We start from the raw sequence: 19103 nt of genomic DNA, 5'->3' as shown, positions 1-19103 counted from the left end.
TAAATTATAAAATTATCCATATTCAATGAAACAGATAAAGCTGTTACTTTTTTTAGCTTCCGCCTCCGTCACGGGAGCATTTGCGCAAAGCAATGGATTGACGGATATGAGTCAGAGCCGTTTTGCTAAAATGGCTAATACCGGAATGGGTGCCGTACATTGGACGGACGGTTTTTGGGGCGACCGTTTTAATGTGTTTAGCCGGACTTCCCTGCAAAGCATGTGGAACACTTGGAATACACCGGAAGTCTCTCACGGTTTCCGTAATTTTGAGATTGCGTCCGGTGTGTGCAAGGGCGAACATTGGGGACCGCCGTTCCATGACGGAGATATGTATAAATGGATGGAAGGAGTTGCTTCTGTCTATGCAGTCAATAAAGACCCGGAGTTGGATAAGTTAATGGACAACTTTATAACTTGTGTCGTAAAAGCCCAACGTGCAGACGGTTATATACATACGCCCGTTATCATTGAGGAACTGAATAAAGGGATTGATTCTCACACATTGAATGATGAACATAAGCAGACTGTGATTGGTACGAAAGTAGGTGCGGAAGATGAGAAAGGTGCTTTTGCCAATCGTCTGAATTTTGAAACTTATAATCTTGGACACTTGATGATGGCTGGAATTGTCCATCGCCGTGCCACCGGAAAGACAACTCTTTTCGATGCCGCTGTGAAAGCAACGGACTTCCTTTGTCATTTTTATGAAACGGCTTCTGCCGAATTGGCTCGTAATGCCATTTGTCCTTCTCATTATATGGGGGTGGTCGAGATGTATCGTGCTACCGGAAATCCCCGTTATCTGGAACTTTCCAAGAATCTGATTGATATTCGCGGTATGGTGGAAAATGGAACGGATGACAATCAGGACCGTATTCCTTTCCGTGACCAGTATCGGGCAATGGGACATGCCGTACGTGCCAATTATCTGTATGCCGGAGTAACGGATGTATATGCGGAAACGGGCGAACAGCAGTTGATGAAGAATCTGACTAGTATCTGGAATGATATTGTCACCCGCAAAATGTATGTGACCGGTGCCTGCGGAGCGCTTTATGATGGTACCTCGCCTGATGGTACTTGTTATGAGCCGGACAGTATTCAGAAAGTGCACCAGAGTTATGGGCGTCCTTACCAATTGCCCAATAGTACTGCGCATAATGAAACATGTGCCAATATCGGCAATATGCTGTTCAACTGGCGTATGCTGGAAGTGACGGGGGATGCGAAATATGCTGAACTGGTAGAGACTTGCCTTTATAATAGTGTACTGAGCGGGATTAGTCTCGATGGTAAGAAGTACTTCTATACGAATCCGTTGCGTATCAGTGCCGATTTGCCTTATACGCTTCGCTGGCCGAAAGAACGGACGGAATATATCAGTTGTTTCTGTTGTCCGCCGAATACATTGCGTACACTGTGCCAGGCACAGAATTATGCATATACATTGAGTCCGGAAGGTATTTACTGCAACTTATATGGCGCAAATACATTAACAACGGACTGGAAGGATAAAGGCGAAATTGCTTTGGAGCAGGAGACGGATTATCCTTGGGATGGTAACGTACGTGTGACGTTGAATAAAGTTCCCCGTAAGGCGGGTGCCTTCTCTCTTTTCCTTCGTATCCCGGAATGGTGTGAAAAGGCTGTATTAAAAGTAAATGGGCAGCCGGTGCAAATGGATACAAAAGCGAATACATATGCGGAAGTCAACCGTGTATGGAAAAAAGGCGATGTAGTGGAACTCGCAATGGATATGCCTGTCCGTCTGCTTGAAGCTCATCCGTTGGCAGAGGAAATCCGTAATCAGGTAGTTGTGAAACGCGGGCCGTTGGTTTACTGTCTGGAAAGTATGGATATTGCAAACGGAGAAAAGATTGATAACGTATTGATTCCTGCCGATATTAAATTGACTCCTAAGAAAGTAACGATAGAAGGCAGTCAGATAGTGGCTCTTGAAGGGACAGCACGTGTGGCGTCTCCCGCTTCTTGGGAAGGAGTGCTTTATCGTCCGGTGGCTCAGGCTGAAAGAACGGTGAATATCCGTCTGATTCCTTATTATGCCTGGGGTAACAGAGGAAAGGGAGAGATGACGGTATGGTTGCCATTAACAAGATAAGACTATGATTGGAAAGAGTTTAAAAATAGCTTGTTCATTGCTTGCCATAAGTTCCACGCTTATGGCAGGGGATATATGGGTTTCTCCGAAAGGGAATGATTTCAATGACGGCACGAAGCAATCTCCGAAAGCAACTCTGACTTCGGCTTTGCGACAGGCACGGGAATGGCGGCGTACGGGAGATAACCGTATTCAAGATGGAATCACTATTTATATGGAAGGCGGAACATATACATTGCATGAACCTGTTTTTATTCGACCGGAAGATAGCGGAACAGAGAAATCTCCTACGGTGATTTGTTCCATCTCCGGTGAAGAGGCGATATTAAGCGGGGGCGTGCGCATCCGTAACTGGAAGAAGCAAGGGAAACTCTGGGTAGCGGACGTGCCGACATTCAATGGACGTCCGTTGGATTTCCGGCAATTATGGATAGATGGCAAGAAAGCTGTCCGTGCCCGTGATGTGGAAGACTTCGAGAAGATGAACCGCATTTGCAGCGTGGACGAGAAGAATGAGATTCTTTATGTTCCTGCGGTTGCTGTTCGCAAACTGATAGATAACAAAGGAATTTTGAAAGCTGAATATGTGGAAATGGTGCTTCATCAGATGTGGTGTGTGGCAAATTTGCGTATCCGTTCCGTAGAGATTCAAGGCGATAGTGCAGTGGTACGCTTTCATCAGCCGGAAAGCCGGATTCAGTTTGAGCATCCCTGGCCGCGTCCGATGGTGACGACGAATGGACATAATTCCGCTTTCTATCTGACGAATGCACAGGAATTGCTGGATGTTCCGGGAGAATGGTACCATGACATCAATACCCGTAAAGTCTATTATTACCCCAAAGAGGGAGAGAAGATGCAGGATGCCGGTATGGAAGTTATCATTCCTGCCGTTGAAACATTGGTGCAGGTGGAAGGTACATTAGACCGTCCTGTCTCTAATATCCGTTTTGAGAAAATAACATTCTCATACACAACTTGGATGCGTCCTTCAGAAAAGGGGCATGTGCCGCTTCAAGCAGGTATGTATCTGACGGACGGCTATCGGATAGAACCGAAGATGCAACGGAATTATCAGAATCATCCACTGGATAATCAGGGATGGCTGGGACGTCCGGCTGCGGCTGTCCGTGTGGCGGCTGCCAATCAGATTGATTTTGAGCGCTGTCGGTTCGAGCATTTAGGCTCTACCGGATTGGATTATGAGGAAGCGACACAAGGCGGTGTAGTCCGTGGTTGTCTTTTCCGTGATATTGCGGGGAATGGCTTGATAGTTGGTAGTTTTTCTCCGGCGGCTCATGAAACTCATTTGCCTTACGACCCTGCCGACCGCCGGGAAGTATGCACCCATCAACAAATCAATAACTGCTATTTTACGGAAGTGGGTAATGAGGACTGGGGATGCCTTGCCATTGCTGCGGGATATGTGAGTGATATTAACATTGAGCATAATGAAATCAGTGAGGTTCCTTATAGTGGAATCAGCCTCGGATGGGGTTGGACGCAAACGGTGAATTGCATGCGTAATAACAGGGTTCATGCGAATCTGATTCATCATTATGCGAAGCATATGTACGATGTGGCAGGTGTTTATACCCTCGGCTCACAACCGAAAAGTTACGTGACGGAGAATTGTGTGCACAGTATTTACAAACCAAGTTATGTGCATGACCCGAATCACTGGTTTTATCTATATACGGATGAAGGCTCTTCCTTTATTACCGTATGCGATAACTGGACGGAAGGAGAGAAGTACCTGCAAAATGCCAATGGTCCCGGCAATGTATGGGAGAATAATGGTCCTAAGGTGGATAGCTCCATTCGTGAACGTGCAGGATTGGAAGCAGAATACAGGGATTTGCGGAATGTCCGATAGTGATATTTCTTATAACGCAGTTGGTTAGCAATAGAAAGAATAATGAAAAAGAAGTATATGATATTACTTGGTGCCTTGTCTTTGGCGAGCAGCACCTTTGCACAGACCTGGATATGGTATCCGGGAGACTATGAAATTTGGTTGGGCAACCAAATGAATAACCGCCGTACGGAACGCGGCGCTTTCTTCCCGCCTTTTTGGAAAACAGATAGTCATTATGTAGTCGTAGAATTCAGCAAGCAACTGAATCTTGCCGAACCGGAAGAAATCTTTATTGCCGCGGAAGGAAAGTATAACGTCAAGTTGGACGGAAAACTTCAGTTCGGTATGCCGGAGACGATGTTACTTCCGGCAGGAAAGCATAACTTGAATATCAAAGTCTGGAACCAGGCTACACCGCCCACTATTTACGTGAAAGGAAAGACTGTGAATTCTGATTCTTCCTGGCGTGTGACGTATGAAGATAAGGAATGGATTGACGAAAGCGGCAAGGCTAGTGATACGTCTGCCACCATTTATATGGATGCCGGATGCTGGAACTTTGACGGAGCCACCCAACGTCCTTCCCAATTCAGCCTAATGCGTGAACCGCAGCAACCTGTTGCTCAAACAGAACAGTCCAAAGGGGGAATTCTTTATGATTTTGGAAAAGAAACGTTTGGTTTTATCACATTAAAGAATCTTTCCGGAAAAGGAAAGATAGAGATTTACTACGGTGAAAGTCCCGAAGAAGCAAAAGATAAGGCGTATTGCGAAACATTGGATAAGTTACTATTAGAACCGGGGCAAATTACCGACCTTGCTATCCGCAGCACTTCACCTCTGAATAATTCAGATAACGAATATACATTGGAGAATAGCAAGGCTTTCCGCTATGTCTATATTATCCATGAACCGGGTGTGAAGATTGGAGAAGTATCCATGCAATATGAATATCTTCCCGAAGAATACCGTGGCAATTTCCGATGCAATGATGAAGAACTGAACCGAATTTGGGAAGTAGGTGCATACACCATGCATCTTACTACCCGCGAATTCTTTATTGACGGCATCAAACGCGACCGTTGGGTATGGAGTGGCGACGCTATCCAAAGTTACCTGATGAACTATTATCTTTTCTTTGATAATGAATCCGTAAAACGTACTATTTGGCTGCTTCGCGGCAAAGACCCTGTGACAAGTCATAGTAACACTATCATGGATTATACTTTCTATTGGTTCCTTAGTGTGTATGATTATTACATGTACAGTGGCGACCGCCACTTCGTGAATCAGCTATACCCACGTATGCAAACAATGATGGACTACGTACTGGGACGTACCAATAAAAATGGCATGGTAGAAGGAATGACCGGCGACTGGGTATTTGTAGACTGGGCAGACGGCTATCTGGATAAGAAAGGAGAACTCTCTTTCGAGCAAGTCTTATTCTGTAGAAGTTTGGAAACTATGGCATTATGTGCAGAATTGGTAGGAGATACAACCGGCAAGCAGAAATATGAGAAACTAGCCGCTGCTTTGAAAGCAAAACTGGAACCAACTTTTTGGAATTACCAGAAACAAGCCTTCGTACATAACTGCGTGAATGGGCAGCAGAGTGATGCCGTAACCCGCTATGCGAATATGTTTTCCGTATTCTTCCAATATCTGAATGGAGACAAGCAGCAAGCCATTAAACATTCAGTTCTTTTGAATGACAGCATCTTGAAAATAACAACCCCTTATATGCGTTTCTACGAACTGGAAGCCCTTTGCGCTCTTGGCGAACAAAATGCCGTAATGAAAGAGATGAAAGCCTACTGGGGTGGAATGTTGAAAGAGGGAGCTACTTCATTTTGGGAGAAATATAATCCGGAAGAGAGTGGCACGCAACATCTTGCCATGTACGGACGTCCATATGGAAAGAGTTTGTGCCATGCTTGGGGAGCAAGCCCTATTTATCTGTTGGGTAAATACTACCTGGGAGTAAAACCTGTAAAAGAAGGCTATAAAGAATTTGCTATTACTCCGGCATTAGGCGGATTGAAATGGATGGAAGGCACTGTTCCTACTCCGAATGGCAATATCCATATCTATATGGATAATAAAACAATAAAAGTAAAAGCAACGGAAGGCAAGGGATATCTGACAATCAAGAGCCGTCGCCAACCGAAAGCTAATATAGGAACCATAGAGCAAGTCTCAGCAGACACATGGCGTCTTTGGATTGACTCTCCGGAAGAAAGAACGGTTACTTATCGCTTGTAATCTATTTGTTAATTAGTTAGTGAATTTAGTCCTTGGTTAATGATTCTCCAGTTGAAAAAAGGAATTGTTAATCAGGGACTTTTTCGTATAAAATCTCCAAACAATTCCTATCTTTGCTACAACAAGCTATTTGTGATAGTAAAAATGAAATAATATAATCATTAGAAATAAAAAAGGTATATGAATAAAGAAGTTGATTTATCCATATCTTGTTATGGAAAAGTAAAAGACAGGAAATATGATATTGTGGCATTGCCGTGGGGAGCTACCGAACCTCATAATCTGCATTTGCCCTATATGACGGATTGTATTCTTTCCCATGATGTAGCAGTTGATGCTGCATTGTTGGCAAAACAGAAATATGGCGTGAACTGTATGGTAATGCCGCCCATCGGTATGGGGTCACAAAATCCAGGACAACGTGAATTACCTTTCTGTATCCATACGCGTTATGAAACACAGAAAGCGATATTGTCGGATATTGTTTCTTCCCTTTATGTTCAAGGCATCCGTAAATTGGTTATTATCAACGGGCATGGCGGCAATACTTTTAAAAGTATGATTCGTGATTTGTCGGTAGACTATCCTGATTTCTTGATAGCATCCAGCGAATGGTACACTGTATTAAAGGCAAAAGACTATTTTGAAAATCCGGGTGACCATGCAGATGAAGTCGAGACATCGGTAATGATGCACTATCACCCCGAACTGGTCAATCTTGAAGAAGCAGGGAATGGAGAATATAAAACCTTTGCCGTACAGTCTTTGAATGAAAAAGTAGCATGGATTCCCAGAAACTGGGGAAAGGTATCCAAAGATACCGGTGTGGGTGACCCGCGTGGAGCTTCCGCGGAAAAAGGCAGGAAGTTTGCAGAAGCAGTCGCAGAAAAATATGCAAAGCTCTTTGACGAATTGGTGAATCAGGAACTTTACTAGATTGCAAAAAATATAGTGACGCTATCCTTTTGTGATAGTGACGGTATCCAGTAAGTATAGCGTCACTATGTGGACAGTATACCGTCACTATCACAAAAGATTGTTTCTAACGAATTGCCACGGAACTGAAACTATTGATACAAGTCCTTCTGAAAATAAAATCCGGAAGGACTTTTCTTTTTACCCCTCACAGCCCTCATCTTTTACCTTAAATTCATATGATAAACTACATGTCTGCACAGTGGATGGTCAGCAGGAACAAGCGGGTGGTCGAACTCTTTCATACGTTCCATGCCTATCTTCTGCATTACACGTTCCGAACGGAGGTTTGGTAAAGATGTAAACGAATATAGCTCTTTAATATCCAATTGCTTACGAGTGTATTCCATACAAGCACTTGCAGCTTCAGGAGCGTAGCCATGTCCCCAATATTCATGTCCCAGTCGCCAGCCGATTTCTACTCCCGGCGCAAAGTCTACATCAAATGTAATCTGGTGTAACCCGGTATATCCCATAAACGCATGGTCTTCTTTACGCTCAACGGCATACAGTCCGAAACCATAGGTTTGAAATTCCTTTTGAATACGTTGGTAAAAAGCAAACGTCTCTTCCGCAGTTAACGGATTGAGAAAAAATTCCATTACATGAGGGTCGGCATTCATATGGGCGAATGCCGGAATATCTTCCTCTTTCCAATCACGGAGAATCAAGCGGGGTGTTTCTATATATATTTGCATAATTGTGAGAATAATAATATGCAAATATACGATAAAATTCAGTCCGTAGCATGATACCAACAGACTGTGTTATTCCTAGACTTCCGCAAGCATGTCATCCAGTGTGTTCAGGATATAAGTATAACTTTTAAAGAATGAGGGAATTACATACTGTCACAAGTTAATTAACGGTAATATGGTATTGAATAGTGGAATAATGGGCGAATGAGTACAAACAAGCGGTTATTTCGTCTTTCTCTTAGAGAAGAACTGAATTTATATAATTAATAATATATATCAGAAGAATGAAGAATACCAAATTATTCATGTTTGCGGCATGCGCACTACTATTGACAGCGTGTGGCAAGCAAACTGTGAAAATTATGACTCCGCCGGATGCGTCGAACCGCGTCCTGTTCGGTGCGGAACAGTTACAGACTACCCTGGATAAAGCCGGTTATCAGGTAATGATGCAACAGGGGGACACCACATTCTCCGACCCGGAAATAAAGACAATCCTGCTGACAGAAGTGAATGATACCACTCTGAAAAAAGAGGGTTTTCATATTACGACTGCCGGCAATCTTACTAAAGTCTCCGGCAGGGATGGCAGCGGCGTAATCTACGGATGCCGTGAACTGATAGACCGTGTGAATGATTCGGAAGGAAAACTGGACTTCCCGGAAGAGTTGAAGGATGGTCCGGAAATGGTACTTCGCGGTGCTTGTGTGGGTTTGCAGAAAATGACTTATCTGCCGGGACACGGTGTTTATGAATATCCCTATACTCCCGAGAGTTTCCCGTGGTTTTATGATAAGGAACAATGGATTAAATACTTGGATATGCTGGTTGCCAACCGTATGAATTCCCTGTATCTCTGGAACGGACACCCGTTTGCGTCATTGGTGAAACTGGAAGATTATCCGTTTGCACTGGAAGTGGACGAGGAAACATTCAAGAAAAATGAGGAGATGTTCTCTTTCCTTACAGAAGAAGCGGATAAGCGTGGTATTTTCGTCATTCAGATGTTCTATAATATTATTCTTTCTAAACCGTTTGCGGAACATTACGGACTGAAAACCCAAGATCGTAACCGTCCTATCACTCCGCTGATTGCTGATTATACCCGTAAGAGTATTGCCGCCTTTATCGAGAAGTATCCGAATGTGGGATTATTGGTTTGCCTGGGTGAAGCGATGTGTACGGTAGAGGATGACGTGGAATGGTTTACCAAGACGATTATTCCGGGAGTAAAAGACGGATTGCAGGCATTGGGACGTACGGACGAACCGCCTCTCTTGCTGCGTGCACACGATACAGATTGTAAGTTGGTAATGGATGCTGCGTTGCCGATATATAAGAATCTTTATACAATGCATAAGTACAACGGCGAGTCTCTGACAACGTATGAGCCACGCGGTCCCTGGTCGAAGATTCATACGGATTTGAGTTCTTTGGGCTCTATCCATATCAGCAATGTACATATCTTGGCAAACTTGGAACCGTTCCGTTGGGGTTCTCCTGATTTCGTCCAAAAAGCGGTGCAGGCAATGCACAATGTACATGGCGCCAATGCTTTGCATCTTTATCCGCAGGCTTCTTATTGGGACTGGCCTTATACTGCCGACAAACTGCCAAATGGTGAACGTGAGTTCCAATTAGACCGTGACTGGATTTGGTATCAGACATGGGGACGCTATGCATGGAATTGCCATCGTGACCGTACAGATGAAGTCGGTTATTGGAACCAACAGTTAGGCAAGTTCTACGGAACATCTGACGAGAATGCAGGTAATATCCGCGTGGCTTATGAAGAAAGCGGGGAGATTGCTCCGAAACTGCTCCGCCGTTTTGGTATCACGGAAGGAAATCGCCAGACATTGTTGCTGGGTATGTTTATGAGCCAGCTTGTCAATCCTTATAAATACACTATTTACCCTGGATTCTATGAAAGCTGCGGACCGGAAGGCGAGAAGTTGATTGAATATGTAGAGAAAGAATGGAAAAAACAACCTCATACAGGTGAAATGCCTTTGGATATTGTTGCCCAAGTGATAGAGCATGGCGACAAGGCTGTGGCGGCGATAGATAAGGCAGCCGCTTCCGTATCTTCCAATAAGGATGAGTTTGCACGTTTACAGAATGATATGCATTGTTATCGTGAATTTGCGTATGCGTTCAACCTGAAAGTGAAAGCCGCGAAGTTGGTATTGGATTATCAATGGGGAAAAGACATTAAGAACCTGGAAGAGGCTATTCCTCTCATGGAGCAAAGTTTGGAACATTATCGCAAGTTGGTGGAATTGACCGATGAACACTATTTGTACGCAAACAGTATGCAGACCGCACAACGTCGTATTCCTATCGGTGGGGACGACGGCAAGAATAAGACTTGGAAAGAATTGTTGGTGCATTACGAAAAGGAACTGGAGAATTTCAAGACCAATCTCGCCATGTTGAAAGAGAAACAGGATGGAAATACGGTTACTGAAACAGTCGAAATTGCATCCTGGACTCCTGCTGACGTGAAACTAATATCCAACTATCCGACCGTGAAACTGGATGAAGGAACATCATTATTTGCTGACCTTCCCGGCAAGATAGAAGCGATAGCTCCCGAACTGAAAGGAATGAAAGCATTCCGCTTTAACGGAAATGAGCAACGCGAAAAGGGGACAAGCATCACTTTTGAAACCGATGCTCCGGTGAAATTGATGGTGGCTTATTTCAAAGACGACCAGAAGAAATATGCGAAAGCTCCGAAATTGGAAATAGATGCTTCCGCTAATGATTATGGACAGGCGGAACCTGTATTGACGAACGCGGTTCGCATCAACGGAATGCCTTTGGCAAATGTACATGCATATAGTTTCCCGGCAGGAAAACATACGCTGATGTTACCAAAAGGTTATTTGCAGGTGCTGGGATTTACGGCTGCGGATACGAAAGCCCGTAATGCCGGACTTGCCGGAGATGAAGAAACTATGGATTGGCTGTTCTATTAACATACACACCATGATAAAATGCAGATTCACACAGATTGTCAATATCTTTACCTGTGTGAATCTGTATAATTTTTATAGTAAGTAATGAAAGAATATAATGAAAAGGAAAATTCTATTTTTTACTCTGGCTGTATCATTTTCATTCGTTTTTGCTCAACGGGAAGTTCCGCAAGAACGGATGGAACAGATTTATGAGGAAGTGAAGACACCCTATAAATATGGGCTTGCTGTGGCTCCGGCAGACAATTATCATAAGATTGACTGCCCCACCGTTTTTCGTCAGGGCGACAAGTGGCTGATGACTTACGTCGTTTACAACGGCAAGAGCGGTACGGACGGTCGTGGCTACGAGACTTGGATAGCAGAAAGCGACAATCTGCTCGAATGGCGTACTTTGGGGCGAATCCTTTCTTATCGGGATGGTAAATGGGACTGTAACCAGCGCGGCGGCTTTCCTGCATTGCCGGATATGGAGTGGGGCGGCAGCTACGAACTTCAGACTTATAAAGGCCGTCACTGGATGACTTATATCGGTGGAGAGGGAACCGGTTACGAAGCTGTGAAAGCACCGCTCTATGTCGGACTGGCATGGACGAAAGGAGATATCTCTACTGCCCACGAATGGGAATCCTTGGATAAACCGATTTTGAGTATCCATGATAAAGACGCCCAATGGTGGGAAAAGCTAACCCAATATAAGAGTACTGTCTACTGGGATAAGGATAAGACGCTGGGTGCTCCGTTTGTCATGTTCTATAACGCAGGCGGACGCCATCCCGAAACGGACTTGAAAGGGGAACGTGTAGGCATCGCCCTTTCAAAAGATATGAAGTCATGGAAGCGGTATCCCGGAAACCCGGTCTTCGCACATGAGGCGGACGGAACAATAACGGGAGATGCGCACATTCAGAAAATAGGAGACGTCTATGTGATGTTCTACTTCTCGGCTTTTGAACCTTCGCGCAAGTATAAGGCGTTTAATACATTTGCCGCAAGCTATGATTTGGTCAACTGGACGGATTGGCATGGAGCCGATTTGATTATTCCTTCCAAAAACTACGATGAACTGTTTGCCCATAAAAGTTATGTGGTAAAACACGACGGGGTAGTTTATCATTTCTACTGTGCGGTAAACAATGCGGAACAGCGTGGCATTGCTATTGCTACAAGCAAGCCGATGGGACGCTCGGCTGTCCGTTTCCCGAAACCGGAGATTAAGAATCGCCGGATAATCACTGAACTAAATGATGGATGGAAAACTTGGAGAGTTGAGAATGGAGAGTTAAGAGTGGAGAGTGAAAAGATTGTGAATATACCTCATAACTGGGATGATTATTATGGGTATCGTCAATTGACTCATGGCAACCTTCACGGAACTGCTCTCTATAAAAAGAATTTCACTTTCGACAGCTCTCAATTCGCAACTCTCAACTCTCAACTTTCCCAACGGTATTTTCTTCGTTTTGAGGGAGTCGGCACGTATGCAACGATAAAACTGAACGGAAAGGATTTCGGACGGCATCCTGTCGGTCGCACTACACTGACGTTGGATGTTACCGATGCGCTGAAACAAGGGGCAAATGAACTGGAAGTAAAAGCTGAACATCCGGAGATGATAGCCGATATGCCTTGGGTATGTGGCGGTTGCTCGTCGGAGTGGGGATTCAGTGAGGGTTCCCAGCCATTGGGAATTTTCCGTCCTGTCGTATTGGAAGCAACGGATGAAGTTCGTATCGAACCATTTGGAGTACATATCTGGAATGACGATAAGGCAGCCAATGTATTTGTGGAGACAGAAGTCAAAAACTATGGCAAAACTGTGGCGACAATCGAACTGGTCAATAAATTGAGCAATGCCGACGGCAAACAAGTATTCCGCCTAGTAGAGAAAGTAACTTTGACGCCGGGAGAAATGAAAGTGATTCGTCAGCAAGCCCCCGTAGAGAATCCTGTTTTATGGGAAACGGAGAATCCGTATCTTTATAAACTGGCAAGCATGATAAAGCGGAATACAAAAACGACGGATGAAATATCCACTCCTTTTGGTATCCGCACAATCAGTTGGCCAGTAAAGAGAAATGATGGAAACGGACGTTTCTATCTAAATGGAAAGCCTGTCTTTATTAATGGCGTATGCGAATATGAACATCAGTTCGGGCAAAGCCACGCATTCAGTAAGGAACAGGTGGCTGCCAGGGTAAAACAGATGCGTGCGGCAGGTTTCAACGCTTTCCGTGACGCCCATCAACCACATCACCTCGATTATCAGAAATATTGGGATAAAGAAGGTGTCCTCTTCTGGACACAGTTTTCCGCTCACGTATGGTATGATACACCTGAATTTCGTGAGAACTTCAAGAGATTACTTCGTCAATGGGTAAAAGAACGTCGTAATTCTCCGTCGGTAGTGATGTGGGGATTGCAGAATGAAAGTACTTTACCTCGTGAATTTGCACAAGAGTGCAGTGAGATTATTCGTGAAATGGACCCGACTGCACGTACGATGCGTGTTATCACAACTTGCAATGGCGGCGAAGGTACAGACTGGAATGTAATTCAGAACTGGAGTGGTACGTATGGCGGAAATGTGACCAAGTATGGGCGTGAACTCTCTCAACCCAACCAATTATTGAATGGAGAATACGGGGCATGGAGAAGCATAGATTTGCATACGGAACCCGGAGCATTTGAAGTCAACGGAGTATGGAGCGAAAGCCGAATGTGCCAGTTGATGGAAACTAAAATTCGCTTGGCTGAACAGGCTAAGGATAGTGTCTGCGGACAGTTCCAGTGGATATATAGCAGCCATGACAATCCCGGACGCCGCCAGCCGGACGAAGCCTATCGGAAAATAGACAAAGTAGGGCCGTTTAACTATAAAGGATTGGTGACTCCGTGGGAAGAGCCGTTGGACGTATATTATATGTATCGTGCAAACTATATCCCTGCCGCCAAAGACCCGATGATCTATTTGGTATCGCATACATGGGCGAACCGTTTTGAAAAAGGACGTCGCCGGGCTACGATTGAAGCGTACAGCAATTGTGATTCCGTACTGCTTTATAATGATATGACCGATGAAAAAGTTACTTTCCTCGGACGCAAAAAGAATAATGGCATAGGCACTCATTTTATGTGGGAGAACAGGGACATCCGTTATAATGTACTCCGCGCCGTAGGATACTACAAAGGTAAGCCGGTGGCAGAAGACATAATTGTGCTTAACGGATTGGAACAAGCCCCTAATTTTGAATCTCTTTATCAGGATGCAAAGCCTGTATTGAAAGGAGCAGGCGGATATAATTATATTTATCGTATTAATTGTGGCGGAAATGATTATACGGATAGTTTCGGGCAACTATGGATGCAGGATAATACGAATTATTCCCGTTCGTGGGCGGAAAACTTTAAGGAACTGAATCCTTATCTTGCAAGCCAGCGTACCACTAATGACCCGATTCGGGGAACCCGTGACTGGAAACTGTTCCAGCATTTCCGTTTTGGACGTCATCAACTGGAATATCGCTTCCCTGTATCAGACGGAACTTACCGCATAGAGCTATATTTCACAGAGCCTTGGCATGGTACAGGTGGCAGCGCTTCTACCGATTGTGAAGGGTTGCGTATCTTCGATGTTGCCGTAAATGATTCGTTGGTATTGGATGATTTGGATATTTGGGCGGAAAGTGGCCATGACGGTGTATGCAAGAAAGTGGTGTACGCCACAGTAAAAGGCGGAACGTTGAGAATACATTTCCCGGAAGTGAAAGCGGGACAGGCTTTACTGTCAGGTATTGCCATTGCTTCTACCAATCCGAATCTGAAACCGGCAATCTTCCCGGCATCCGACTGGAGCTGGGAAAAAGCCGATAAAGAAGTTATGGAGAAAACGCCGAAAGAGCTGCTACCCGAAGACAAGAACGCCCGCGTCAGCGTGGCTTATGAAGCGGAAACTGCTGTATTGAAAGGTAAATTCCAGAAGAAAGAACATCGTAAACAAATAGGAGTATTTTTTGCTAAAGGAAAAGGCAACAGTATCGAATGGAATGTCTCTACCGGATTGGCTCAAGTCTATGCACTTCGCTTCAAATACATGAATACAAGTGGCAAACCAATGCCTGTATTAATGAAGTTCATTGATGCGAAAGGAGTAGTATTGAAAGAAGATACCCTGACCTTTCCGGAAACACCGGATAAGTGGAAAATGATGAGTACGACTACCGGAACATTTATCAATGCCGGACATTATAAGGTGCTACTTTCGGCAGAGAATATGGAAGGTTTGGCGTTCGATGCATTGGATATTCAGTAAATTTTATAAGAAATAGTATTGAAAGAATAATAAAGTGGGACACTAGGAAATCTAAAGACACTAAGTGTCTCCTTTTGTTTTTTAATAATATGCTAAATCTCTTGCTAATTTCTAATAAAATTTCTAAATTTGAGACTCGTTGAGGATATTTATGAAAGACAATCTTTGGAACCGAATTATGCAACTATTCCTATATTGGAGTTTTTTCGGAATTGTGACAACGTTTCATGGCATCTTTTTCATTGTGATTACAATAATTTTAGGTCTCATAATTATTGGATTAACGATAAAACAGTTGTTCCTAAAAAGAAAAAACTAAAAATACAGGTTCTTCTCCTAATTTGGGGATAAATTATAATGAATGAAGAATTTTCGGAAACATAGCTTTAGCTCTATGTGGGAAATTCTTCATTCGTCATTAAGGACAGCCATACCCTAAAAAGATTTGCTTCTGTACCAAAATGAACAATTCAATGCTCTTCTCTATAATATGTTTTTCTTTTATTATTCTTTAATATTTCCGTGAAAGGAAGGGGTACAAAACAGCACTTCATCCGTCTACTTGATATGAAGAAAAAAGAACGAATGAAAATATATACTTTACTGCTTGGGGCATTGATAGCTTGTCCGATGCACGCACAAACGATACATGATTGGGAAAATCATCATGTACTTCAAATCAACCGGGAACCGGCGAGGGCTGCATTTATGCCTTTCTCCGCACAGGAAGGAGACTGTTCCATGTGTTTGGACGGGATATGGAAATTCAGATGGACTCCTGTGCCTGACCAGCGAATCGTTGATTTTTATCAGACGAATTTTGATGATAATGATTGGACTGATTTTCCGGTTCCTGCTAATTGGGAAGTAAACGGATATGGTACTCCCATCTACGTATCGGCAGGTTATCCATTCAAGATAGACCCGCCGCGGGTGATGGGAGAGCCGAAAGTGGATTATACTACCTATAAAGAAAGAAATCCCGTAGGACAGTATCGGCGTACATTTGTTTTGCCTGCTGATTGGGCGGCGAAAGGGCAGACATTCCTTCGATTTGAAGGCGTAATGAGTGCTTTCTATGTTTGGATAAATGGTGAGCGGGTAGGGTATAGTCAAGGCAGCATGGAACCGAGTGAGTTCAATATAACAAAGTATCTGCATCCCGGAGAGAATCAGATAGCACTGGAAGTCTATCGGTATAGCGACGGCTCTTATTTGGAAGACCAGGATTTCTGGCGCTTCGGTGGTATTCATCGGAGTATTCATTTGGTACATACACCGGATATCCGTATTCGCGATTATGCAGTGCGCACTCTTCCTGCATCTGCCGGTAATTATGAGGATTTTATTTTGCAGATTGACCCGCAGTTCAGCGTATATAGAGGTATGACCGGGAAAGGATATACCGTGCAAAGCGTGTTGAAAGACGCAACTGGAAAAGAGATTGTTACATTAAAAGGAGAAGTTGAGGATATACTCGATTTGGAACATAAGGCAAGCCGGATGAATGAATGGTATCCGCAACGTGGTCCTCGTAAGATGGGACGATTATCCACCATCATAAAATCACCGGAAAGGTGGACAGCGGAAACTCCTTATCTTTATAAACTACTCATTACTTTGCAGGATGCGGAAGGAAAAGTAGTGGAACAAGTAGAGCAGCCGGTAGGTTTCCGTTCTGTGGAGATTAAGAAAGGACAGCTATTGGTAAATGGCAGTCCGATTCGTTTTCGTGGAGTAAACCGCCATGAGCACGACCCTCGGACAGCACGGGTAATGAGTGAAGAACGAATGATTCAGGATATTCTCTTAATGAAACAGGCCAATATCAATGCTGTGCGTACCAGCCATTATCCGAATGTGAGCCGTTGGTATGAGCTTTGTGACAGTATCGGACTTTATGTAATGGACGAAGCGGATATTGAAGAACACGGATTGCGGGGAACTTTAGCCAGTACTCCCGATTGGCATGCCGCATTTATGGACCGTGCAGTCCGCATGGCGGAACGTGATAAGAACTATCCGAGTATCGTAATGTGGAGCATGGGGAATGAAAGTGGTTACGGTCCTAATTTTGCGGCTATTTCAGCATGGTTGCATGATTTTGACCCTACGCGTCCTGTTCATTACGAAGGAGCACAGGGAGTAGACGGTAATCCTGACCCAAAAACAGTTGATGTAATCAGCCGTTTTTATACGCGGGTGAAACAGGTATACTTGAATCCGGGTATTGCGGAAGGTGAGGATAAGGAACGCGCAGAAAATGCACGTTGGGAACGGCTGTTGGAGATTGCCGAACGTACCAACGACAATCGTCCGGTAATGACAAGTGAATATGCTCATTCTATGGGAAATGCATTAGGTAACTTCAAGGAATATTGGGACGAGATATACAGCAATCCCCGTATGTTGGGCGGATTTATTTGGGATTGGGGAGACCAGGGGATTTATAAGACATTGCCCGATGGGCATACTATGGTGGCTTATGGCGGAGACTTCGGTGATAAGCCAAATTTGAAAGCCTTTTGCTTTAACGGATTGTTGATGAGCGACCGTGAAACGACTCCTAAATATTGGGAAGTAAAGAAAGTATATGCTCCGGTACAATTAGGTCTTGAGAACGGAGAATTGAAAGTGACCAACCGGAATCATCATATTGATTTATCCTCTTATCGTTGTCTGTGGACATTATCAGTGGATGGTAAAGAGAAGGAACGGGGAGAACTAACATTGCCCGAAGTTGCTCCGGGAAAAACAGGAACAATCACTTTGCCTGATTTTCATTCATTATCAGATAAAAGCTCTTTCAACAGAAAAAACACAGCAAAAAATGCTGCAAAGCTTGCTGCCGATTGCCAGCTTAAAGTTAGCATCGTTCTGAAATCAGATGCTCTTTGGGCAAAAGCCGGACATGAAGTTACTTGGGAACAATTCTGTTTGCAGAAAGGTGATTTGTTATCTGCCGAACTAGCCAACAAGGGGCAATTAGAAATAAAAGAGGATAGTAAAACTCTGCAAGTCAGCGGAAGCGGCTTTTCCGTTCAATGGAAAAAAACAGTGACCGGAAGCATGACTTCCCTTATTTATAAGAATAAAGAGATGTTGGCACATTCCGAGGATTTTCCGGTTCAACCTGTAACGCAAGCTTTTCGCGCTCCGACTGACAATGATAAGAGTTTCGGTAACTGGTTGGCGAAAGATTGGAAATTGCATATGATGGATAATCCGCAGATTAGCCTGGAATCTTTCAACCATCAGCTACGCGCAGATGGAGCTGTGGTCGTTCAAGTTCGGACAAATAATGTATATAAGGAAGGAAAGGTAGCGACAACCTCTGTCTATACCATTTTTTCTGATGGAACGATAGACTTGAAAACGAGTTTCCTGCCGCAAGGAGTACTCCCGGAATTACCCCGATTAGGAATTGCTTTCTGTTTCTCCCCGTCTTATAATACATTTACATGGTATGGCAGAGGTCCGCAGGACAATTATCCAGACCGTAAAACTTCTGCTGCAACAGGACTTTGGAAAGGTACGGTAGATGAACAATATGTGCATTACCCTCGCCCGCAGGATAGTGGGAATAAAGAAGATGTACACTATCTGACACTGACGGACAAACAAAATAAGGGCATCCGCATAGATGCAGTGGAAGATGTATTCTCTGTATCCGCTTTGCACTACACCGCACAAGACTTGTACAAGGAAACACATGATTGTAATTTAAAACCCCGTTCTGAAGTCATTCTTAGTTTGGATGCTGCCGTACTTGGATTAGGGAATAGCAGTTGCGGACCAGGTGTATTAAAGAAGTATGCCATTGACAAGAAAGAACATACCTTACATATACGTATAACTAAAAATTGAATCATTAAATAACTAACACAAT

At 44.0% G+C, this 19103-nt stretch carries 7 protein-coding genes and 1 pseudogene; 7 read left to right on the top strand and 1 reads right to left on the bottom strand.

Features of this window, described 5'->3' with window-relative positions; genetic code table 11:
* Positions 1 to 25 precede the first annotated feature (25 nt).
* The 4 genes from CLIN57ABFB40_RS06875 (at position 26) to CLIN57ABFB40_RS06860 (ending at position 7181) form a co-directional block, all read left to right on the top strand.
* Positions 26 to 2122: a glycoside hydrolase family 127 protein gene (locus CLIN57ABFB40_RS06875; protein ID WP_175629454.1), complete on the top strand. Its 2097-nt coding sequence runs from the start codon at positions 26 to 28 to the stop codon at positions 2120 to 2122.
* 4 nt (positions 2123 to 2126) lie between these two features.
* On the top strand, positions 2127 to 3998 hold the full coding sequence (locus tag CLIN57ABFB40_RS06870; protein WP_175629453.1) for a right-handed parallel beta-helix repeat-containing protein: 1872 nt from the start codon (positions 2127 to 2129) through the stop codon (positions 3996 to 3998).
* 42 nt (positions 3999 to 4040) lie between these two features.
* On the top strand, positions 4041 to 6245 hold the full coding sequence (locus CLIN57ABFB40_RS06865) for an amylo-alpha-1,6-glucosidase (RefSeq protein WP_175629452.1): 2205 nt from the start codon (positions 4041 to 4043) through the stop codon (positions 6243 to 6245).
* Positions 6246 to 6425: 180 nt separating this feature from the next.
* Positions 6426 to 7181 carry a creatininase family protein gene (locus CLIN57ABFB40_RS06860; RefSeq protein ID WP_175629451.1) on the top strand — a complete coding sequence of 252 codons (756 nt, stop codon included), beginning with the start codon at positions 6426 to 6428 and terminating at the stop codon, positions 7179 to 7181.
* A gap of 203 nt (positions 7182 to 7384) precedes the next feature.
* On the opposite strand, the gene CLIN57ABFB40_RS06855 is transcribed toward CLIN57ABFB40_RS06860, so the two are convergent.
* The gene (locus CLIN57ABFB40_RS06855) at positions 7385 to 7918 is read right to left on the bottom strand and encodes a GNAT family N-acetyltransferase (protein ID WP_175629450.1); all 534 of its coding nucleotides are present in this window, start codon (positions 7916 to 7918) and stop codon (positions 7385 to 7387) included.
* 515 nt (positions 7919 to 8433) lie between these two features.
* Here CLIN57ABFB40_RS06855 and CLIN57ABFB40_RS06850 point away from each other — a divergent pair.
* The 3 genes and pseudogenes from CLIN57ABFB40_RS06850 to CLIN57ABFB40_RS06840 form a co-directional block, all read left to right on the top strand.
* Positions 8434 to 10902 (top strand): annotated as a pseudogene (locus CLIN57ABFB40_RS06850) (hypothetical protein); the annotation flags it as partial.
* Positions 10903 to 10999: 97 nt separating this feature from the next.
* Complete coding sequence (locus CLIN57ABFB40_RS06845) at positions 11000 to 15214, top strand: malectin domain-containing carbohydrate-binding protein (protein WP_175629448.1); 4215 nt, start codon at positions 11000 to 11002, stop codon at positions 15212 to 15214.
* 585 nt (positions 15215 to 15799) lie between these two features.
* Positions 15800 to 19081, top strand: a complete 3282-nt coding sequence (locus tag CLIN57ABFB40_RS06840; protein ID WP_254871715.1) for a glycoside hydrolase family 2 TIM barrel-domain containing protein — start codon at positions 15800 to 15802, stop codon at positions 19079 to 19081.
* Positions 19082 to 19103 lie beyond the last annotated feature (22 nt).

The sequence above is a fragment of the Bacteroides acidifaciens genome, from assembly GCF_903181435.1.
Lineage (GTDB): Bacteria > Bacteroidota > Bacteroidia > Bacteroidales > Bacteroidaceae > Bacteroides.
The sequence above is the reverse complement of the archived record's forward strand: the minus strand, read 5'-3'. Positions and strand labels throughout refer to the sequence as shown.